This window comes from Streptomyces cyaneochromogenes (genome assembly GCF_003963535.1).
Lineage (GTDB): Bacteria > Actinomycetota > Actinomycetes > Streptomycetales > Streptomycetaceae > Streptomyces > Streptomyces shaanxiensis.
Genome location: NZ_CP034539.1, coordinates 6,013,672 through 6,034,268 on the forward strand (window position 1 = coordinate 6,013,672; position 20,597 = coordinate 6,034,268).

Consider the following 20,597-nt stretch of genomic DNA (forward strand, 5'->3'; position numbering starts at 1 on the left):
CCTGTATGCGGGCGCTGGGCGCACAAACCCCGACGCCACCCCGCCCGGGACACCCGCACACCCCTCAGGACAGCTCTCCCCGCCCCTGCCGAGGCAACCCCAACTCCGCAGCCACAGCCGAGTTGCAGTACTCCCGCACCGCGCTCGTCCGCGCCACCACGCGCCCCCGATGCACCACGATGCGGCTGTACGCGAGCGACAGCGCCCCCGCCAGCCGGTCCCCGCGCACCGCCAGCAACTCGGCCGGGAATCCCGCCTCCACCCGCACCTCCGGCAGCCCCAACACCGCACGCGCCGACGCGCTCACGGCGTCGTAGGAGTCCTCGGGGCGCAGCCCGTGGCGGGAGGAGAGCAGGTAGGCGGCCTCCAGTGGGTCACCGCGCCCCACCGGGTTCGATACGTCCCTCAGAGCGCCGCTCCCGGCCGCGACCCGTACGCCGGCGGAGCGCAGCAGCCGAACGGGCGCCGTGGCCCGGCGTTCCACGCCCCCGCAGCCGCCCTGCGGCAGACACACCACCGTCACCCCGGCCGCAGCGAGCTGGTCGGCGGCACGGGATGCCACCTGAGCGGGCAGGCGCCCCAGGGCGCCGCACGGCCCGAGCGTCACGCCGGGGCGCAGCCCGCCGGCCATCGCGGCGAGGCGGGCCAGGCGGGCCGGGTCGGTGGCATCGGTGTGCAGGTCGACGGGGCAGCCCTGCTCCGAGGCGACCTCCAGGACCGCCTCCACGTAACCCGTCGGATCCGGGTCCAGGTCGGGACAGCCGCCGACCACCGAGGCACCCATCTTCACCGCGTCCCGCAGCATCGCGAGCCCGTCGGCGCCGGCCACGCCCGTCAGCAGCCGTGGCATCGCCACCGTCGTCAACTCGGTGAGCCCGCGCAGCGATCGCCGTGCCTGCAGTACGGCGGCCAGTGCGCCCAGACCCTGGACGTCGCCCACGCGCACGTGTGCCCGCAGCGCGGTCGCCCCGTGCCCGAGCTGGAGCAGGGCGGCCTCGGTGGCCCGGCGCTGCACGTCATGGGAGTCGTACGAGACCGGCCCGCCCGCGTCGGCGGAGAGAGCGGTGTCGCCGTGGGCGTGCGGTTCGGCCGGGGCCGGCAGAAGCAGATAGCCGCTGAGGTCCACCCGCGCGCCGCACGCGCGCGTGCCGTCCCCCGCCAGGCTCCCGGCCGTGCCGACCGCCTCGATGCGTCCGCCGACCAGCCGTACGTCCACGGTCCGGCCGTCGGTGAGCCGCGCCCCGCAGAGCAGGAGTGCGGCCGGGTCGGCCGGTCCGGACGAGCCCGACGAGGACGACGAGTGGGGTGGCTGGGGCTGGCTGTCGGGCATCGCGTTCCAGAGGCTCGGGGCTGCGTGCCGGGGCTGCGGCGGCCGGCGCCGGGGAACTGCGCCGGACCACGCAAGATCACGCAGAGTGAGACGAGCCTAGGGTGGCGATCCGGCCCTGGCGCGCAGGAGCGCAATAGTCGTACCGGTGTGGCCCGTCGCGGAGGAGCCCTCCTCGCGGTGCCGCAGTGGCCTGCGAGGCGTCTGTGCGGTCAGCTGATCAGCCGCAGAGAGGGGCCGGGAAACGGATTTGGGTGAACGGCAGCCGAGCGTGTAATGTCTTCATCGCTCGCCCCAATAGCTCAGTCGGCAGAGCGTCTCCATGGTAAGGAGAAGGTCTACGGTTCGATTCCGTATTGGGGCTCTGGTGTGAAGAGATCCCGTCGCGAGACGGGGTCCGATCACATCACAGCGGTGTAGCTCAGTCGGTAGAGCAAGCGGCTCATAATCGCTGTGTCACCGGTTCAAGTCCGGTCACCGCTACTGACAGTAGCCGATTGCGGGGTCGGTCCTTCGATCGGCTACTCTTTCTTGCGTTAAATCAATCTATCCGTTCGTCAAGGAGCACTCACGTGGCTGCCACCGACGTCCGCCCGAAGATCACGCTGGCCTGCGTGGAGTGCAAGGAGCGGAACTACATCACCAAGAAGAACCGGCGTAACAACCCGGACCGTCTTGAGATGAAGAAGCACTGCCCGCGTTGCAACGCGCACACCGCGCACCGCGAGACGCGATAAATCAGGCTCGTACGCGAGGCCGCCCCCCGATGACGGGGGCGGCCTCGCGTCGTTTCAGGCCCGGTTACCGGTCGGTTCCGGCCGACCGCGGGCCACTCAGAGCAGACATCAGGCAGACAGCAGGAGGTGCCGAGCCATGGCGCTCGACCAGTCCTTCGTGGGGCGGAGCTACCCGCCCACCGACCCTTACGAGGTGGGCCGGGAGAAGATCCGGGAGTTCGCGCAGGCGGTGGGGGACACCAACCCGGCGTACACGGACCCGGAGGCCGCCAAGGCGCTCGGCCACTCCGATGTGATCGCCCCGCCAACCTTCGTGTTCGCGATCACCTTCAAGGCCGCGGGACAGGTCACCACCGACCCCCAGCTGGGCCTGGACTACAGCCGAGTGGTGCACGGCGACCAGAAGTTCGCCTACACCCGCCCGGTGCGCGCCGGCGACCGGCTGACGGTCACCTCGACCATCGAGGCCATCAAGTCCATGGCGGGCAATGAGATCCTGGACATCCGCGGCGAGGTCCACGACGAGGCGGGGGAGCACGTTGTGACCGCCTGGACGAAGCTCGTCGCCCGTGGGGCGGACGCCGCCGAAGGGGAGGCCTGAGACCGATGACGGCGAAGATCGCGTACGGCGACATCGAGGTCGGCACCGAACTGCCCGCCCAGACCTTCCCCGTGACCCGCGCCACGCTCGTCCAGTACGCGGGCGCCTCCGGTGACTTCAATCCGATCCACTGGAACGAGAAGTTCGCCAAGGAGGTCGGGCTGCCGGACGTCATCGCGCACGGCATGTTCACCATGGCCGAGGCGATCCGTGTGGTCACGGACTGGACCGGCGACCCGGCCGCGGTCGTCGAGTACGGCGTCCGCTTCACCAAGCCCGTCGTCGTGCCGAACGACGACGAGGGCGCCACGATCGAGGTGAGCGGCAAGGTCGCGGCCAAGCTCGACGACAACCGGGTCCGCGTGGACCTGACCGTGAAGAGCGCCGGGCAGAAGGTGCTCGGGATGTCGCGGGCGGTCGTACGACTGGCGTGACCGGCACACGCGCGTGCCGCGAGGTAAGGGGCGTCCTCCATGGTGGGGCGCCCCTTACATGTTCCTGCTGCTCACATTCCCCCTGCCGGCCCTTGCCTAGTTAGTGATTGAGTACTAACTTAGTCCACATGGCCAGGATGAGCGCAGAAGAGAGGCGCGAGAGCGTCATCCGCGCGGCGACGACCGAGTTCGCCCGTGGCGGCTACTACGGCACATCGACCGAGGCGATCGCCAAGCGGGTCGGCGTCTCGCAGCCGTATCTCTTCCGGCTCTTCCCGGGCAAGAAGGCGATCTTTCTCGCGGCTGCCGAGCGCTGCGCGGAGGACACCATCCGGATGTTCGCGGAGGCCTCCGAGGGGCTGGAGGGCGAAGAGGCCCTGCATGCCATGGGCGACGCGTACCGGAAGGTCGTCTCTGAGCAGCCCGAGCGGCTGATGATGCAGATGCAGATGTACGTCGCCGTGGCGGCTGCCGAGCAGCAGGGTGATCACGAGTTCGGTGAGACGGTGCGCGCCGGCTGGACGCGGCTGTGGGACTCCGTTCACCTGTCACTGGGGGCGGACGTCGACGAGACGACGAGCTTCATGGCGTACGGCATGCTGATCAACTGCCTGGTGGCCATGGGCTTCCCGCCCGAGCACCGGGTCTGGGCGGGCATGAACTCGTCGGAGCGGACTGAAGAGCGGTCGTAGGGGTGGGGGAGACGGGTTCGCCCTGCCCTTTCATGACCACGAAAGTTAGTGATCGATAACTACTCAAAATTTCCGGAACGCATCACCCCTGGGGGAGCGATGTCACACCAGACCGAACAGAACGCGCGGACCGAACGCCGCGGCGGGGCCGGCTGGGCCCTCGTCATCACCAGCGTCGCCGGGTTCATGGCGGCACTCGACAACCTCGTCGTCACCACCGCACTGCCCTCCATCCGCGAGGACCTGGGCGGTGCGCTGCACGACCTGGAGTGGACGGTGAGTGCGTACACACTCACCTTCGCCGTCCTGCTGATGATCGGCGCGGCGCTCGGTGACCGCTTCGGCCGCCGCCGGCTCTTCCTCGTCGGCATCACGATCTTCACCGCCGCGTCCGCCGCCGCGGCCCTGGCGCCCGGCATCGACTCCCTCATCGCCGCCCGCGCGGTCCAGGGCGCCGGCGCCGCGATCATGATGCCGCTGACGCTGACCCTGCTGACGGCGGCGGTGCCGGCGGCCAAGCGCGGGATGGCGTACGGCATCTGGGGTGCCGTCAACGGGCTCGCGATCGCGTCCGGGCCGCTCATCGGCGGCAGTCTCACCGAGCACATCTCCTGGCAGTGGATCTTCTGGCTGAACGTTCCGCTCGGCCTCGCCCTGCTGCCGCTCGCGCGTCTGCGCCTCGCCGAGTCGTACGGCACCGGCGCCCCGCTCGACTTCCCGGGCACCCTGCTCGCCAGCGGCGGCCTGTTCGGGATCGTGTACGGCCTGGTGCGCGGGCCCGCCGACGGCTGGACCGGCCCTCTGGTCCTGACCGGCCTGTTCGCCGGAGGCGCGCTGCTCGTCGGGTTCGTCCTCTACAGCATCCGAGCCAAGAACCCGATGCTGCCGATGCGGCTGTTCCGCTCCCGGGCGTTCTCCGGGATCAACGCCGCGAGCACGCTGATGTTCCTCGGCATGTTCGGGTCGATCTTCCTGCTCAGCCAGTACATGCAGGGCGTGCTCGGCTACTCGCCCACCGAGGCGGGGCTGCGGATGCTGCCGTGGACCGGCATGCCGATGCTCGTCGCGCCGATCGCCGGGATCCTCGCCGACCGCATCGGCGGCCGGCCCGTCGTCGCCACCGGCCTGTTCCTCCAGGCCGCCGGCCTCGCCTACATGGCGTCCGTGGTCACCGTCGACGTCTCCTACGCCGCCCAGCTGCCGGGTCTGATCATCAGCGGTGTCGGCATGGCCCTGTTCTTCGCCCCGGCCGCCCATCTGGTCATGTCCAGCGTCCGCGCCTCGGAGCAGGGCATCGCCTCCGGCGCCAACAACGCCCTGCGTGAGGTCGGCGGCGCGCTCGGTATCGCCGTCATGGCGTCGATCTTCTCCGCGCAGGGCGGCTACGAGACCGGCCAGACCTTCGTCGACGGCCTGCGGCCCGCCCTGGTCACCGGCGCGGCGGTGGTGGCACTCGCCGGGGTCGCCGCCCTGCTGATCCCGCGCCGACGGCACGACAGCCAGGCCGCGCGGGCGACCGAGCAGCTGCCTGAGCCCGTGCTGGAAACGGCCTCCCACTGACCACCCCGACCCGTGAGGAGCAGTCATGCCCACTCTTCCCTGGACCGTGCCGAATCCTGCGCCGCAGGGCGCCGAGGTGCACGTCTTCGCCTCCCGCTTCGAGACCCGCAGCCTCTGGGGAGCGCTCCGCTTCCTCATCCGCACGCCGGGTGTGTGGCGGCAGGTGAGCCGGGCGCCCGGAGCGTACGGGGCCTCCCTGAAGGCCGAGCCGTTCAAGCGGACCTTCTGGACGCTGTCCGCCTGGGAGTCGCCCGCGGCCCTCAAGGACTTCGCCCGCTCGGGCACCCACGCCCCCACCTCGCAGGGTCTGTCCGCGCAGATGCGGGACGCGAAGTTCGCCACCTGGCAGGTGTCGAGTGACGACCTCCCGCTCGACTGGGCGGAGGCGTTCCGTCGGCTGACCTGAGCGGCACGCGCGCGTGGTGCGCGCCTCAGCCCCGGCACTCCGCATGGGTGCCGGGGCTGTCGGTGCCGTCTCGTAGTCTTGAGCGCGTGCAGGAACTCCACGACGCGCCCCTCGCCCCGTTCACCACCTTCCGGCTGGGCGGCCCCGCCACCCGCCTGGTCACCGCCACCACCGACGCCGAGGTGATCGACGTCGTGCGCGAGGCGGACGCCAGTGGGACCCCCCTGCTGCTCATCGGCGGCGGATCGAACCTGGTCATCGGCGACAAGGGCTTCGAGGGCACCGCCCTCGTCATCGCCACGAAGGGCTTCGAGCTGGACGGCACCACGCTCGAACTGGCCGCCGGCGAGGTGTGGACCGACGCCGTCGCCCGCACCGTCGAGGCCGGGCTCGCCGGGATCGAGTGCCTCGCCGGAATCCCCGGCTCCGCAGGCGCGACGCCCATCCAGAACGTCGGCGCCTACGGCCAGGAGGTCTCCTCCACGATCACCGAGGTGATCGCGTACGACCGCGAGTCGGGCCGGACCGTCGTCATCCCGAACGCCGACTGCGCCTTCTCCTACCGCCACAGCCGCTTCAAGGCCGACCCCGAGCGCTACGTCGTCCTGCGCGTCCGCTTCCGGCTGGAGGACGCCGACGGCCTGTCCGCCCCCATCAAGTACGCCGAGACGGCCCGCGCCCTCGGAGTCGAAGCCGGCGACCGCGTGCCCCTGGCCGCCGCTCGCGAGACCGTGCTGAAGCTGCGTAGCGGGAAAGGCATGGTCCTCGACCCCGAGGACCACGACACCTGGTCGGCCGGATCCTTCTTCACCAACCCGATCCTCACCGACGACCAGTTCAGCGCGTTCCACGCGCGCGTGCGCGAACACCTCGGCGACGGTGTGGAGCCGCCCGCCTACCCGGCGGGGGAGGGCCACACCAAGACCTCCGCGGCCTGGCTCATCGACAAGGCGGGCTTCACCAAGGGGTACGGCACCGGCCCCGCCCGCATCTCCACCAAGCACACCCTCGCCCTCACCAACCGTGGCGAGGCGTCCACCGAGGACCTCCTCGCGCTCGCCCGCGAGGTCGTCGCAGGCGTCCGCGAGACCTTCGGCATCACGCTGGTGAACGAGCCGGTGACGGTCGGCGTCAGCCTGTAGCGCGGAGCTCGGCAGGGCGCTCAGCAGGTCAGGGCGCTCAGTAGGCCACACCCACGCCCTGCTTAACCGTGGCCCGGTCGCCGAGCGCGGCCAGCATGGCGTGCGCCACGTCGGCGCGCCCCAGGAAGCGTCCCGCGCGCGGGAAGCCGCCCAGCACCTTCCGGTACGTCCCGGTGAGCGGCCTGTCCTGGAGGCGCGGCGGCCGTACGACCGTCCAGTCCGTGGCGCTGCGCGCCAGCTCGGCCTCCATCTCCCGCAAGTCGGTGTAGATGTCCTTCAGCACGGCCGAAACGATGCCGCGCACGGTGCGGTCGAGGAAACCGTCGCCCTCCGGTGCGGGACCGACCGGCGCCGCGCTCACCACGACCAGCCGCCGCACATCCTCGGACTCCACGGCGCCGAGCACCGTACGCGTCAGCCGCGCCGCGATCCCGGCGTCCTTGCGGCTGCGCGCCCCGAGCCCCGACAGCACGGCGTCCCGCCCGGCGACGGCGGGGCGCAGGGCCCGCGCGTCCGTCAGGTCAGCGCGGAACACCTCCAGCCGCTCGCCGGTCACGGTGAACCGCGCCGGATCCCGCACCACTGCCGTGACCTGGTGCCCCGCGTCCAGCGCCTGCCGGACGATCTCCTGACCGGTGCCTCCGGTGGCACCGAAGACGGTGAGTTTCATGAGGTCTCCCGTATCTCCCGTTGCAGGGAAGGAAGGTGGGTGAGTATTCACTCACCCCTCGTCTCCTCTAGAGTGAGTAAGTACTCACCCACCCGTCAAGGGCGATTGGACGTTCCATGGAAAACCGGCCCACCCGCGTTCGACTCCTCGACGCCGCGCACGAGCTGATGCGCACGGTCGGGCTGGCGCGGACCACGACGAAGGAGATCGCACGGGCGGCCGGGTGCTCCGAGGCGGCGCTGTACAAGCACTTCGACAGCAAGGAGGAGCTCTTCATCGAGGTGCTCACCGAGCGACTGCCACCGCTGCGCCCGCTGCTCAGCGGCCTCGCCGCCGAGCCGGGCCGGCACTCCCTGGAGGAGAACCTCACCGAGATCGCCCGCCAGGCGGCGTTGTTCTACGAGCAGAGCTTCCCGATCGCCGCGTCGCTGTACGCGCAGACCGAGCTCAAGCGGCGGCACGACGACGCCGTACGGCAGATGGGCGCGGGCCCGCACGTGCCGATCCAGGAGCTCGACACGTATCTGAGGGCCGAGCAGGAACTGGGCCGGGTCGGCACGGACGCGGACACGTTCGCGGCGGCGTCGCTGCTGATGGGTGCCTGCGCGCAGCGGGCGTTCGCCTATGACGCGACGAAGGAGGCCGTACGGCCGCCGGTGGACGAGTTCGCCGCCCGGCTGGCCCGCACGCTGCTGGCCGGTATCGCCGACTGATGCCGGCCGCCGACTAGGCGAGCCAGTCGTCCACCCCCGCCAGCAGCTTCGCCTTCATCTCCTCCGGCGCCGCCGACCCCCGCACCGACTGCCGGGCCAGTTCCGCCAGCTCCTCGTCCGTGAAGGCGTGGTGCCGGCGCGCGATGTCGTACTGGGCGGCGAGGCGCGAGCCGAAGAGCAGAGGGTCGTCGGCGCCGAGGGCCATCGGGACGCCCGCCTCGAAGAGCGTCCGCAGCGGGACGTCCTCGGGCTTCTCGTAGACGCCGAGGGCGACGTTCGACGCGGGACACACCTCGCAGGTCACGCCCCTGTCCGCGAGCCGCTTCAGCAGCCGCGGGTCCTCCGCCGCCCGCACCCCGTGGCCGATCCGGTTCGCGTCCAGGTCGTCCAGGCAGTCCCGGACCGAGGACGGGCCGGTCAGCTCGCCGCCGTGCGGTGCCGACAGCAGGCCGCCCTCGCTGGCGATGTGGAAGGCGCGGTCGAAGTCCCGCGCCATGCCCCGGCGTTCGTCGTTCGACAGCCCGAAGCCCACCACGCCCCGGTCGGCGTACCGCACCGCCAGCCGCGCCAGCGTGCGGGCGTCCAGGGGGTGCTTCATCCGGTTGGCGGCGACCAGGACGCGCATCCCGAGCCCCGTGTCCCGCGACGCCGTCTCCACCGCGTCCAGGATGATCTCCAGCGCCGGGATCAGACCGCCGAGCCGGGGCGCGTACGACGTCGGGTCGACCTGGATCTCCAGCCAGCCCGAGCCGTCCTTGATGTCCTCCTCCGCGGCCTCCCTGACCAGCCGCTGGATGTCCTCCGGCTGCCGCAGGCACGAGCGTGCCGAGTCGTACAGGCGCTGGAAGCGGAACCAGCCCCGCTCGTCCGTCGCCCGCAGCTTCGGCGGCTCCCCGCTGGTCAGCGCGTCGGTCAGCGCCTCGGGCAGGCGCACGCCGTACTTGTCGGCCAGTTCCAGCAGGGTCGCCGGCCGCATCGAGCCGGTGAAGTGCAGGTGCAGATGGGCTTTCGGCAGCTCAGAGACATCACGTACACGCTCCATTCCAGGATCCTGCCGTACGTCTGAGCCGTCCCGGTAGCGGTTTCCCCTTTAGTGGTCTTGCTCGCACAAACAAATGGGGCCGCCCCCGAGAATCCGGAGGCGGCCCATGGCAGAAGACGGACGTCAGTCCCTGGCCTCCGCCAGCAGCTTCTGGATCCGGCTCACGCCCTCGACGAGGTCCTCGTCGCCGAGCGCATACGACAGCCGCAGGTAGCCCGGCGTACCGAACGCCTCACCCGGGACGACCGCGACCTCGGCCTCCTCCAGGATCAACGCGGCCAGCTCGACGCTGTCCTGCGGGCGCTTGCCGCGGATCTCCTTGCCGATCAGCGCCTTCACCGACGGGTACGCGTAGAAGGCGCCCTCGGGCTCCGGGCAGACCACGCCGTCGATCTCGTTGAGCATCCGCACGATCGTCTTGCGACGGCGGTCGAAGGCCTCACGCATCTTCGCGACGGCGTCCAGGTCGCCGGAGACGGCGGCGAGGGCGGCCACCTGGGCCACGTTGGACACGTTCGAGGTGGCGTGCGACTGGAGGTTGGTCGCGGCCTTGACGACGTCCTTCGGGCCGATGATCCAGCCGACCCGCCAGCCCGTCATGGCGTACGTCTTGGCGACACCGTTGACCACGATGCACTTGTCGCGCAGCTCGGGGAGGATCGCGGGCAGCGAGGTGAACGTCGCGTCGCCGTAGACGAGGTGCTCGTAGATCTCGTCCGTCATGACCCACAGGCCGTGCTCGACGGCCCAGCGGCCGATCGCCTCGGCGTCCTCGGCGCTGTAGACCGCGCCGGTCGGGTTGGACGGGGAGACGAACAGGACGACCTTCGTCTTCTCGGTGCGGGCGGCTTCCAGCTGCTCGACCGAGACGCGGTAGCCGGTCGTCTCGTCGGCGACGACCTCGACCGGGACACCGCCGGCGAGACGGATCGACTCGGGGTACGTCGTCCAGTACGGCGCCGGGACGATGACCTCGTCGCCCGGGTCGAGGATCGCGGCGAAGGCTTCGTAGATGGCCTGCTTGCCGCCGTTGGTGACCAGGATCTGCGAGACCTCGGGCTCGTAGCCGGAGTCGCGCAGCGTCTTCGCGGCGATCGCGGCCTTCAGCTCGGGCAGGCCGCCGGCCGGGGTGTAGCGGTGGTACTTCGGGTTCTTGCACGCCTCGATGGCGGCCTCGACGATGTAGTCCGGGGTCGGGAAGTCGGGCTCACCGGCGCCGAAGCCGATCACCGGACGCCCGGCGGCCTTGAGGGCCTTGGCCTTCGCGTCCACGGCGAGGGTGGCGGACTCGGAGATCGCGCCGACTCGGGCGGAGACCCGGCGCTCGGTGGGTGGGGTTGCAGCGCTCATGGGACCCATCGTTTCAGACCGGAAACGCGGGCGGCACGCGGGTTTCACAGACTGAACATCGGCTGAACATCTGTCCGGATCGGCCCCTCGGCCAGGGCGATCTTGCGGTGGCGGACGGCCGAACTCCGGGCGATCTCCCGTCGTTCAAGTCCTCATCGGCCACTTTCTGTTCGACGAGGCGCCCGGGACCACGTACACTCTCACCTCGTTGGCCTTCAGCAGTCCGCGGTCGCAGGGTGCACAACGAGCACCCGGTCGGATGCGGTACGTTGGGGGACACCACAAAGGGTCGTAGCTCAATTGGTAGAGCACCGGTCTCCAAAACCGGCGGTTGGGGGTTCAAGTCCCTCCGGCCCTGCTACACACACCTTCGCCAGGATGTGTGCGCATGTACGTACAGCAATGCACCGCCGTGCGGCTCAGACCGGGCGCGGCACGGCCACGACCCGGAATCAGGTGAGGACGAGTGACGGACGCCGTGGGCTCCATCGACATGCCTGATGCCCAGGATGAGGCGCCGGAGTCCAAGAAGACCCGCAAGGGCGGCAAGCGCGGCAAGAAGGGCCCGCTGAAGCGACTCGCGCTCTTCTACCGCCAGATCGTCGCGGAACTCCGCAAGGTCGTCTGGCCTACGCGTAACCAGCTGACGACGTACACCACTGTGGTGATCATCTTCGTCGTCATCATGATCGGCCTGGTGACCGTGATTGACTATGGGCTCGACAACGCCGCCAAGTACGTCTTTGGCTGAGCCAAGAGCGAAGGGCGCCGTGGTTACCGGCGCCCCTTTCGCATGTTCCACCCCTATGTATCCAGGAAGAAGCAGCCACCGTGTCTGACCAGAACCTGAACGACGCCGTCGAGCCGCTCGGGCAGGAAGCCGAGTCCGTGGAAGACGAGCTCGACATCGTCGAGGGCGCGGACGAGGACCTGGACGAGGTCGAGGCTGCCGACGCCGAGGCGGGCGAGCCGGCCGAGGAGGCCGCGCTGCACGTGGAGGACGAGGAAGAGGCCGAGGCCGAGGAAGAGGCCGAGCCCGTCGACCCCATCGCCGCCCTGCGTGAGGAACTCCGCACGCTGCCCGGCGAGTGGTACGTCATCCACACCTATGCCGGTTACGAGAACCGCGTGAAGACCAACCTGGAGCAGCGCGCCGTCTCGCTGAACGTCGAGGACTACATCTTCCAGGCCGAGGTGCCGCAGGAAGAGGTCGTCCAGATCAAGAACGGCGACCGCAAGACGATCAAGCAGAACAAGCTCCCGGGTTACGTCCTGGTCCGTATGGACCTGACGAACGAGTCCTGGGGTGTCGTCCGCAACACCCCCGGCGTCACCGGCTTCGTGGGCAACGCCTACGACCCGTACCCGCTGACCCTGGACGAGATCGTCAAGATGCTCGCCCCGGAGGCCGAGGAGAAGGCCGCCCGCGAGGCCGCCGAGGCCGAGGGCAAGCCCGCTCCGCAGCGCAAGGTCGAGGTCCAGGTGCTGGACTTCGAGGTCGGCGACTCGGTCACCGTCACCGACGGCCCGTTCGCCACGCTGCAGGCCACCATCAACGAGATCAACGCCGACTCGAAGAAGGTCAAGGGTCTCGTGGAGATCTTCGGCCGCGAGACGCCGGTCGAGCTGTCCTTCGACCAGATCCAGAAGAACTGAGCCACTTGGCCGACATACGCGACGAGGACGCCCCGCCGGTGGATTCCGGTCCGGGGCGTCTTCGCCGTTTCCGCCTGCCCATGGTGTTCCTGCTGCTGGCAGCGGTGTTCGCGACCGGCCCGGCCTACCTCGGCGCGACCCAGTGGCAGCGGGTGGCGCAGGTTCAGGACGGTGTCCCCGCGGTCGGCACCTTCCATGCCGAGGGGTCCAACTGCTGGGGTCAGCGCTGCTGGGTCGAATTCGAGGCCGACGGCAAGCGGGTCGAGGCCGATCTGCCCGCCCTCACCCGTGTCAGCAAGCGCAAGGTCTCGCGGGACGGCAAGCCGATCACCGTCAGATACCTGGCCTCGGATCCCACGGTGGCGGCGGAGGAGGACGGCTTCGGCTACGTGGGCGCCGTCACCGCCATGTCCGCCCTGCCCGCCGTGATCCTGCTGATCTTCGGTGCCGGCACCCTCGCGGCCGTATTGCGCGGGCGGCCGCCCTTCTCGCCGTGGTCCTCCTGAGCTGCCGATTTCATGTCCCGCCGCCACAGCAGCTATCGTGGTGCGGTATGCCATCTGCCCGGTGATTCATCCGAATGACGCAGGTGGTACTCAACCTCTCAGTAAGGACCCGGAGAGAGCATGCCTCCCAAGAAGAAGAAGGTCACGGGGCTCATCAAGCTCCAGATCCAGGCCGGTGCGGCCAACCCGGCTCCGCCGGTCGGCCCGGCGCTGGGTCAGCACGGCGTCAACATCATGGAGTTCTGCAAGGCCTACAACGCCGCGACCGAGTCGCAGCGCGGTTGGGTCATCCCGGTGGAGATCACGGTCTACGAGGACCGCTCCTTCACCTTCATCACCAAGACCCCGCCGGCCGCGAAGATGATCCTCAAGGCCGCTGGTGTCGAGAAGGGCTCTGGCGAGCCGCACAAGACCAAGGTCGCCAAGATCACTGAGGCGCAGGTCCGCGAGATCGCCACCACCAAGATGCCCGACCTCAACGCCAATGACCTGGACGCCGCGTCCAAGATCATCGCCGGCACCGCCCGTTCCATGGGCATCACGGTCGAGGGCTGACCTCAACCCCCCAAGCAGAAGTCAGTGGCAGGGCCTGCTCGGCCCGGACCACAACTCCTAAGAAAACCCAGGAGCAGTAGTGAGCAAGCGCAGCAAGACTCTCCGCGCTGCGGACGCGAAGATCGACCGGGAGAAGCTCTACGCCCCGCTCGAGGCCGTCCGTCTCGCCAAGGAGACGTCCACGACCAAGTTCGACGGCACCGTCGAGGTCGCCTTCCGTCTGGGTGTCGACCCGCGTAAGGCCGACCAGATGGTCCGTGGCACCGTGAACCTTCCGCACGGCACCGGTAAGACCGCCCGGGTCCTGGTCTTCGCGACCGGTGACCGTGCTGCGGCCGCGGAAGCCGCGGGCGCCGACATCGTCGGCTCCGACGAACTGATCGACGAGGTCTCGAAGGGCCGTCTGGACTTCGACGCCGTCGTCGCCACCCCGGACCTCATGGGCAAGGTCGGCCGCCTCGGCCGCGTGCTCGGTCCGCGTGGTCTGATGCCGAACCCGAAGACCGGCACCGTCACCCCCGACGTGGCCAAGGCCGTCACCGACATCAAGGGCGGCAAGATCGAGTTCCGCGTCGACAAGCACTCGAACCTGCACTTCATCATCGGCAAGGTGTCCTTCGACGACACCAAGCTGGTGGAGAACTACGGCGCCGCGCTGGAGGAGATCCTTCGTCTGAAGCCGTCCGCCGCCAAGGGTCGTTACATCAAGAAGGCCGCGATCAGCACCACGATCGGCCCCGGCGTTCCGGTCGACCCGAACCGCACCCGCAACCTCCTCGTCGAGGAGGACCCGGCCGCGGTCTGAGCCAACGGCTCACCAGGCTCGAAGCGGGCCCCGCACCCTTCCCGGGTGCGGGGCCCGTCCCCTTGTCCGGCCGCGTTCTGTCAGTGCCCTGGGTTAACTTGCATCAACGGGGTTCGCACAGGGGGGACGAATGACGAGCACGAGGGCGCGCCGGTCGGCGTTCCGGTTCGCGCTGCTGACCGCGCTGACGGCCCTGGCCGCCGCCTGCACCTCCTCCGGCCGCCCCGACGCAGAGAACCGCGCCACCCCCTCCCAGGCCGTCATGGCAGCCCTGCGCACGGTGGAGCGGTCCACCGGCGAGGCCGAGTCCGCCCGGGTGCGGTCGACGACCACCATGGGCGCGGAGCTGTCCATGAAGTGCGACGGCACCCTCGCCTGGCGCGACGGCCTCACAGGCACCCTGACGATCACGTACACCGGCGGCACGACGGCCGAGACGATGCGCCGGCTGGGCACCACATCGATGGAGGCCCGCTATCTCCCCGACGCCTACTACGCCCGCATGGGCGAGAGGTTCGCGGAGAAGGCCGACGGCAAGCACTGGATCAAGTACGCCTACGACGACCTGGAGAGCCTCGCCGGCAGCTCCGGAGCGGCCCTCGCGGACCAGATGCGCGGCACCGCGCCGCACACGTCGGTGAAGCTGCTGCTGTCCTCCACGGACGTACGCAAGGTCGGCGAGGAGACGGTGAGGGGCGAGCGCACCGCGCACTACTCCGGCACCGTGTCCGCAAAGGGCGCCGGCTCGCAGACCGTCGACATATGGGTCGACGACCGCGATCTCCTGGTCAAGAAGGTCGAGAAGGGCCACACGGCCACGGGAGGGAAGCTCACCCAGACCGCGTTCTACAGCGACTACGGCGTGAGGACCACGGCCGAGAAGCCTCCGGCGGGGGACACGGTGGACCTCAAGGACCTGCTGGAGAAGAAGGGCGGCTGAGCACCGTAAGGGCCGATTTGCTTGACGGCGATGGCGTCCCGTACTCTCCTACAGAAGCCCAAGACCGCTGGTCGTTGCCGTGCACTCGCGAGAGAGCGCGGTGGCCGAAGGATCCGCTGAAATGCGGGCGACCCGCGCAGGTGACAGTGGAAGAACTCCCGGAGTGCGTGCGACAAGCATGTACGGCCGGTCGAGTCCGCCCCGTGCGCCTGCGCCGGGGCGTTTCGTTTTCCCCAGTCCTCCTTCGGGTCCGCGCGGTCCGAATCACCCGGAAGGAGGCCGAGGCTCATGGCGAGGCCCGACAAGGCTGCCGCGGTTGCCGAGTTGACGGAGCAGTTCCGCAACTCCAGCGCCGCTGTGCTGACCGAGTACCGCGGTCTCACCGTGGCGCAGCTCAAGACACTGCGCCGGTCGCTCGGTGAGAACGCCCAGTACGCCGTGGTGAAGAACACGCTGACCAAGATTGCGGCCAACGAGGCCGGGATCTCGACGCTCGACGACCTGTTCAACGGTCCGACGGCTGTCGCCTTCGTCACCGGTGACCCGGTGGAGTCGGCGAAGGGTCTCCGTGACTTCGCCAAGGACAACCCGAATCTCGTCATCAAGGGCGGTGTCCTTGACGGCAAGGCGCTCAGCGCCGACGAGATCAAGAAGCTTGCGGACCTCGAGTCCCGCGAGGTTCTGCTCGCCAAGCTGGCGGGCGCCCTGAAGGGCAAGCAGACGCAGGCTGCTCAGGTCTTCCAGGCGCTCCCGTCGAAGCTCGTCCGCACCGTGGACGCGCTTCGTGCCAAGCAGGACGAGCAGGGCGGTGCCGAGTAATTCGGCTCGCACGATGACCACCGCCGCCTGAGGCGGGGGTCGCAGCGGGCCAACGTACGCCCGCCAAACATGTACATCCGGCACCAGCCGAATTAGTGGAAGGAAAGCCATCGTGGCTCTCACCCAGGACGAACTGCTCGCCGAGTTCGAGGGCATGACCCTCATCCAGCTCTCCGAGTTCGTGAAGGCGTTCGAGGAGAAGTTCGACGTCACCGCCGCCGCCGCGGTCGCCGTTGCCGGCCCGGCCGGCCCGGCCGCCCCGGCCGAGGCTGCCGAGGAGAAGGACGAGTTCGACGTCATCCTCACCGGTGCCGGCGACAAGAAGATCCAGGTCATCAAGGTCGTGCGTGAGCTCACCTCCCTCGGCCTGAAGGAGGCCAAGGACCTGGTCGACGGTGCGCCGAAGCCGGTTCTGGAGAAGGTCAACAAGGAGGCCGCGGACAAGGCCAAGGAGTCCCTCGAGGGCGCCGGCGCCTCCGTCGAGGTCAAGTAAGACCTTCCCGGTCTTGCGGGTCGAGTTCGACCTTCGCGCATGCTGAAAACAGCCCGTCCAGGGCTGTAACGCAGTCGCACCGAAGAGCGATCATCCATTCGGGTGGTCGCTCTTCGGCGTTCCTGGGGGCGCGGCCATGGTTGCCTTGCGCCCGCTTCGGTGGGGGGTATGGTGATCTTCGTCGTGTCCCTGGGCGCCCCCGCGTTCGGGCATGGGGGCCTTGACGAACCGCACGCAGCGCGCAATTCTCAGGACGCGTCGCCACAAGGATCCGAATCCGAGGCATGGATCGGCGACGAAGAGGGCAGTATCAACGTGCATTGAGGGCAAGCATGCCGAGGGCGTTGAGAACAACGAGGGTCGCGAAAAACCCGCACTGGACATCAGTGTGCCAAGTGGCTACACTGACCCTTTGCGCTGCCTGTTAGCTGTCCCCTGCCCGTCACCAGGGGCATGCCCTCGCTTGAGCACCGATGACCGGACCGTACTTGACCTGGCCATTCTTTGGTCGGAGATGGAAACGCCTGTCTCTGTGCCCCGGTGAGGGGCCGGTACGCGCGTAGTGAGTCCGAGCCCTCGGAAGGACCCCCTCTTGGCCGCCTCGCGCACTGCCTCGACCGCGAATACGAACAACGGCGCCAGCACCGCCCCGCTGCGCATCTCCTTTGCAAAGATCAAGGAGCCCCTCGAGGTTCCCAACCTGCTCGCGCTGCAGACCGAGAGCTTTGACTGGCTGCTCGGCAACACCGCCTGGCAGAGTCGGGTCGAGGCGGCTCTGGAGTCCGGTCAGGATGTCCCCACCAAGTCCGGTCTGGAGGAGATCTTCGAGGAGATCTCCCCGATCGAGGACTTCTCCGGGTCGATGTCGCTGACGTTCCGCGACCACCGCTTCGAGCCGCCGAAGAACAGCATCGACGAGTGCAAGGAGCGCGACTTCACGTACGCCGCTCCGCTCTTCGTGACGGCTGAGTTCACCAACAACGAGACCGGCGAGATCAAGTCCCAGACGGTCTTCATGGGCGACTTCCCGCTCATGACGAACAAGGGCACGTTCGTCATCAACGGCACCGAGCGTGTCGTGGTGTCGCAGCTGGTCCGTTCGCCCGGTGTCTACTTCGACTCCAGCATCGACAAGACGTCCGACAAGGACATCTTCTCGGCCAAGATCATCCCGTCCCGGGGTGCCTGGCTGGAGATGGAGATCGACAAGCGCGACATGGTCGGTGTGCGCATCGACCGCAAGCGCAAGCAGTCCGTGACCGTTCTGCTCAAGGCTCTCGGTTGGACGACCGAGCAGATCCTGGAGGAGTTCGGCGAGTACGAGTCCATGCGCGCCACCCTGGAGAAGGACCACACCCAGGGCCAGGACGACGCGCTGCTCGACATCTACCGCAAGCTGCGTCCGGGCGAGCCCCCCACGCGTGAGGCCGCGCAGACGCTTCTGGAGAACCTGTACTTCAACCCGAAGCGCTACGACCTCGCCAAGGTCGGCCGCTACAAGGTCAACAAGAAGCTGGGTGCGGACGCTCCGCTGGACGCGGGCATCCTGACCGTCGAGGACGTCATCTCGACGATCAAGTACCTGGTGAAGCTGCACGCCGGTGAGACCGAGACGGCCGCGGACAACGGCCAGACGATCGTCGTCGAGACCGACGACATCGACCACTTCGGCAACCGTCGTCTGCGCAGCGTCGGCGAGCTCATCCAGAACCAGGTCCGTACGGGTCTGGCGCGTATGGAGCGTGTCGTCCGCGAGCGCATGACGACCCAGGACGTCGAGGCGATCACGCCGCAGACCCTGATCAACATCCGGCCGGTCGTCGCCTCCATCAAGGAGTTCTTCGGCACCAGCCAGCTGTCGCAGTTCATGGACCAGAACAACCCGCTGTCGGGTCTCACCCACAAGCGCCGCCTGTCGGCTCTTGGCCCGGGTGGTCTCTCCCGTGAGCGGGCCGGCTTCGAGGTCCGTGACGTGCACCCGTCGCACTACGGCCGTATGTGTCCGATCGAGACGCCCGAAGGCCCGAACATCGGTCTGATCGGCTCGCTGGCCTCCTACGGCCGGGTCAACGCGTTCGGCTTCGTCGAGACGCCGTACCGCAAGGTCGTCGACGGCCAGGTCACCGACGAGGTGGACTACCTGACCGCCGACGAGGAGGACCGCTTCGTCATCGCGCAGGCCAACGCCACGCTCAACGACGACCTGCGGTTCGCCGAGGCCCGCGTCCTGGTTCGCCGCCGTGGCGGCGAGGTCGACTACGTCGGCGGCGAGGACGTCGACTACATGGACGTCTCGCCGCGCCAGATGGTGTCGGTCGCGACCGCCATGATCCCGTTCCTCGAGCACGACGACGCCAACCGTGCCCTCATGGGCGCGAACATGATGCGCCAGGCCGTTCCGCTCATCAAGGCGGAGGCCCCGCTCGTCGGCACCGGCATGGAGTACCGCTCCGCAGTCGACGCCGGCGACGTCGTCAAGGCCGAGAAGGCCGGTGTGGTCCAGGAGGTCTCCGCGGACTACATCACCACCGCCAACGACGACGGCACGTACATCACGTACCGCCTGGCCAAGTTCGCCCGTTCCAACCAGGGCACCTCGGTCAACCAGAAGGTCATCGTCCTCGAGGGCGACCGCATCATCGAGGGCCAGGTCCTCGCCGACGGTCCGGCCACCGAGAACGGTGAGATGGCGCTGGGCAAGAACCTGCTCGTGGCGTTCATGCCGTGGGAGGGTCACAACTACGAGGACGCGATCATCCTGTCGCAGCGCCTCGTGCAGGACGACGTCCTCTCCTCGATCCACATCGAGGAGCACGAGGTCGACGCCCGTGACACCAAGCTCGGCCCCGAGGAGATCACCCGGGACATCCCGAACGTCTCCGAGGAGGTCCTCGCCGACCTCGACGAGCGCGGCATCATCCGCATCGGTGCCGAGGTCATCGCCGGTGACATCCTCGTCGGCAAGGTGACCCCGAAGGGTGAGACCGAGCTGACGCCGGAGGAGCGCCTGCTGCGCGCGATCTTCGGTGAGAAGGCCCGTGAGGTCCGTGACACCTCGCTGAAGGTGCCGCACGGCGAGACCGGCAAGGTCATCGGCGTCCGCGTCTTCGACCGCGAGGAGGGCGACGAGCTTCCCCCCGGTGTCAACCAGCTGGTGCGCGTGTACGTCGCGCAGAAGCGCAAGATCACCGACGGTGACAAGCTCGCCGGCCGTCACGGCAACAAGGGTGTCATCTCGAAGATCCTGCCCATCGAGGACATGCCGTTCCTCGAGGACGGAACTCCGGTCGACATCATCCTCAACCCGCTGGGTGTGCCGTCCCGAATGAACCCGGGACAGGTCCTGGAGATCCACCTCGGCTGGCTCGCCAGCCGCGGCTGGGACGTCTCCGGCCTCGCGGAGGAGTGGGCGCAGCGCCTCCAGGCGATCGGCGCCGACCAGGTCGACCCGGGCACGAACGTCGCGACCCCCGTCTTCGACGGTGCGCGCGAGGACGAGCTCGCGGGTCTGCTGCAGCACACCATCCCGAACCGGGACGGCGAGCGCATGGTGCTCCCGACCGGTAAGGCGCGGCTGTTCGACGGCCGTAGCGGTGAGCCGTTCCCGGACCCGATCTCGGTCGGCTACATGTACATCCTGAAGCTGCACCACCTGGTCGACGACAAGCTGCACGCCCGCTCGACCGGTCCGTACAGCATGATCACCCAGCAGCCGCTGGGTGGTAAGGCCCAGTTCGGTGGCCAGCGCTTCGGTGAGATGGAGGTGTGGGCGCTGGAGGCTTACGGCGCCGCGTACGCCCTCCAGGAGCTGCTGACCATCAAGTCCGACGACGTCACCGGCCGCGTGAAGGTCTACGAGGCCATCGTCAAGGGCGAGAACATCCCCGAGCCCGGCATCCCCGAGTCCTTCAAGGTGCTCATCAAGGAGATGCAGTCGCTCTGCCTGAACGTGGAGGTGCTGTCCAGCGACGGTATGTCCATCGAGATGCGTGACACCGACGAGGACGTCTTCCGCGCAGCGGAGGAGCTCGGCATCGACCTGTCCCGGCGCGAGCCGAGCAGCGTCGAAGAGGTCTGACGGGAGTCCGGCGGGGCCCTTACCCACAGGGCCCCGCCGACCCCCAGGCCCCCGTTTCAGACCCCAAGACT

The 20,597-nt window shown here is 68.8% G+C and carries 22 protein-coding genes and 3 tRNA genes; 21 read left to right on the forward strand and 4 right to left on the reverse strand.

The features are described from left to right. Positions 1–64: 64 nt before the first annotated feature. A complete protein-coding gene (locus EJ357_RS27460) occupies positions 65–1,330 on the reverse strand; it encodes an amidohydrolase family protein (protein WP_126394235.1) in 1,266 nt (421 codons plus the stop codon). 288 nt (positions 1,331–1,618) lie between these two features. Between EJ357_RS27460 and EJ357_RS27465 the strand changes: the two genes are divergently transcribed. From EJ357_RS27465 to EJ357_RS27505, 9 genes are all read left to right on the forward strand, one after another. Continuing rightward, positions 1,619–1,691, forward strand: a tRNA-Thr gene (locus EJ357_RS27465). A gap of 46 nt (positions 1,692–1,737) precedes the next feature. Continuing rightward, a tRNA-Met gene (locus tag EJ357_RS27470) sits at positions 1,738–1,810 on the forward strand. An 89-nt stretch (positions 1,811–1,899) separates the two neighbouring features. Next, a complete protein-coding gene (rpmG, locus tag EJ357_RS27475; protein WP_003948671.1) occupies positions 1,900–2,064 on the forward strand; it encodes a 50S ribosomal protein L33 in 165 nt (54 codons plus the stop codon). 136 nt (positions 2,065–2,200) lie between these two features. Further along, a complete protein-coding gene (locus EJ357_RS27480; RefSeq protein WP_126394236.1) occupies positions 2,201–2,665 on the forward strand; it encodes a MaoC family dehydratase N-terminal domain-containing protein in 465 nt (154 codons plus the stop codon). A gap of 5 nt (positions 2,666–2,670) precedes the next feature. After that, positions 2,671–3,099: a MaoC family dehydratase gene (locus EJ357_RS27485; protein ID WP_126394237.1), complete on the forward strand. Its 429-nt coding sequence runs from the start codon at positions 2,671–2,673 to the stop codon at positions 3,097–3,099. 128 nt (positions 3,100–3,227) lie between these two features. Next, on the forward strand, positions 3,228–3,791 hold the full coding sequence (locus EJ357_RS27490) for a TetR/AcrR family transcriptional regulator (RefSeq protein WP_175647542.1): 564 nt from the start codon (positions 3,228–3,230) through the stop codon (positions 3,789–3,791). A gap of 99 nt (positions 3,792–3,890) precedes the next feature. After that, a complete protein-coding gene (locus tag EJ357_RS27495) occupies positions 3,891–5,351 on the forward strand; it encodes an MFS transporter (RefSeq protein WP_126394238.1) in 1,461 nt (486 codons plus the stop codon). A gap of 25 nt (positions 5,352–5,376) precedes the next feature. Continuing rightward, positions 5,377–5,757 (forward strand): DUF3291 domain-containing protein, encoded by a 381-nt coding sequence (locus tag EJ357_RS27500; RefSeq protein ID WP_126394239.1) that lies wholly within the window; start codon positions 5,377–5,379, stop codon positions 5,755–5,757. An 86-nt stretch (positions 5,758–5,843) separates the two neighbouring features. Continuing rightward, the gene (locus EJ357_RS27505) at positions 5,844–6,899 is read left to right on the forward strand and encodes a UDP-N-acetylmuramate dehydrogenase (protein WP_126394240.1); all 1,056 of its coding nucleotides are present in this window, start codon (positions 5,844–5,846) and stop codon (positions 6,897–6,899) included. 37 nt (positions 6,900–6,936) lie between these two features. Here EJ357_RS27505 and EJ357_RS27510 read toward each other — a convergent pair whose 3' ends face one another. Beyond that, the gene (locus EJ357_RS27510; protein ID WP_126394241.1) at positions 6,937–7,569 is read right to left on the reverse strand and encodes an NAD(P)-dependent oxidoreductase; all 633 of its coding nucleotides are present in this window, start codon (positions 7,567–7,569) and stop codon (positions 6,937–6,939) included. Between the two features lie 116 nt (positions 7,570–7,685). On the opposite strand from EJ357_RS27510, the gene EJ357_RS27515 reads away from it, so the two are divergent. Beyond that, positions 7,686–8,282, forward strand: coding sequence for a TetR/AcrR family transcriptional regulator (locus EJ357_RS27515; protein WP_126394242.1), 597 nt, complete (start codon positions 7,686–7,688; stop codon positions 8,280–8,282). Between the two features lie 13 nt (positions 8,283–8,295). On the opposite strand, the gene EJ357_RS27520 is transcribed toward EJ357_RS27515, so the two are convergent. Together EJ357_RS27520 and EJ357_RS27525 are read right to left on the reverse strand one after the other, a co-directional pair. Further along, positions 8,296–9,324: an adenosine deaminase gene (locus tag EJ357_RS27520; protein WP_126394243.1), complete on the reverse strand. Its 1,029-nt coding sequence runs from the start codon at positions 9,322–9,324 to the stop codon at positions 8,296–8,298. A gap of 123 nt (positions 9,325–9,447) precedes the next feature. Beyond that, entirely contained in the window at positions 9,448–10,674 is a 1,227-nt protein-coding gene (locus tag EJ357_RS27525; protein WP_126394244.1) for a pyridoxal phosphate-dependent aminotransferase, read from the reverse strand. 285 nt (positions 10,675–10,959) lie between these two features. Here EJ357_RS27525 and EJ357_RS27530 point away from each other — a divergent pair. The 11 genes from EJ357_RS27530 to rpoB all read left to right on the forward strand — a co-directional run bounded on the left by EJ357_RS27530 (position 10,960) and on the right by rpoB (position 20,526). Then, positions 10,960–11,032, forward strand: a tRNA-Trp gene (locus tag EJ357_RS27530). A gap of 108 nt (positions 11,033–11,140) precedes the next feature. Further along, complete coding sequence (gene secE / locus EJ357_RS27535) at positions 11,141–11,425, forward strand: preprotein translocase subunit SecE (protein ID WP_126394245.1); 285 nt, start codon at positions 11,141–11,143, stop codon at positions 11,423–11,425. Positions 11,426–11,505: 80 nt separating this feature from the next. After that, entirely contained in the window at positions 11,506–12,330 is an 825-nt protein-coding gene (gene nusG, locus EJ357_RS27540; RefSeq protein WP_126394246.1) for a transcription termination/antitermination protein NusG, read from the forward strand. A gap of 5 nt (positions 12,331–12,335) precedes the next feature. After that, positions 12,336–12,836, forward strand: coding sequence for a hypothetical protein (locus tag EJ357_RS27545; RefSeq protein ID WP_126394247.1), 501 nt, complete (start codon positions 12,336–12,338; stop codon positions 12,834–12,836). Between the two features lie 120 nt (positions 12,837–12,956). Then, complete coding sequence (gene rplK / locus EJ357_RS27550) at positions 12,957–13,391, forward strand: 50S ribosomal protein L11 (protein ID WP_016645192.1); 435 nt, start codon at positions 12,957–12,959, stop codon at positions 13,389–13,391. 79 nt (positions 13,392–13,470) lie between these two features. Beyond that, positions 13,471–14,196 carry a 50S ribosomal protein L1 gene (gene rplA / locus EJ357_RS27555; RefSeq protein WP_126394248.1) on the forward strand — a complete coding sequence of 242 codons (726 nt, stop codon included), beginning with the start codon at positions 13,471–13,473 and terminating at the stop codon, positions 14,194–14,196. A gap of 130 nt (positions 14,197–14,326) precedes the next feature. After that, complete coding sequence (locus EJ357_RS27560) at positions 14,327–15,136, forward strand: LolA-like protein (protein ID WP_126394249.1); 810 nt, start codon at positions 14,327–14,329, stop codon at positions 15,134–15,136. A gap of 288 nt (positions 15,137–15,424) precedes the next feature. Next, the gene (gene rplJ / locus EJ357_RS27565; RefSeq protein ID WP_055622549.1) at positions 15,425–15,955 is read left to right on the forward strand and encodes a 50S ribosomal protein L10; all 531 of its coding nucleotides are present in this window, start codon (positions 15,425–15,427) and stop codon (positions 15,953–15,955) included. A gap of 109 nt (positions 15,956–16,064) precedes the next feature. Beyond that, positions 16,065–16,448: a 50S ribosomal protein L7/L12 gene (rplL, locus tag EJ357_RS27570; protein WP_126394250.1), complete on the forward strand. Its 384-nt coding sequence runs from the start codon at positions 16,065–16,067 to the stop codon at positions 16,446–16,448. A gap of 168 nt (positions 16,449–16,616) precedes the next feature. Then, positions 16,617–16,772, forward strand: coding sequence for a hypothetical protein (locus EJ357_RS48475; RefSeq protein WP_175647543.1), 156 nt, complete (start codon positions 16,617–16,619; stop codon positions 16,770–16,772). 268 nt (positions 16,773–17,040) lie between these two features. Next, positions 17,041–20,526 (forward strand): DNA-directed RNA polymerase subunit beta, encoded by a 3,486-nt coding sequence (gene rpoB / locus EJ357_RS27580; RefSeq protein WP_126394251.1) that lies wholly within the window; start codon positions 17,041–17,043, stop codon positions 20,524–20,526. The last annotated feature ends 71 nt before the right edge of the window (positions 20,527–20,597 follow it).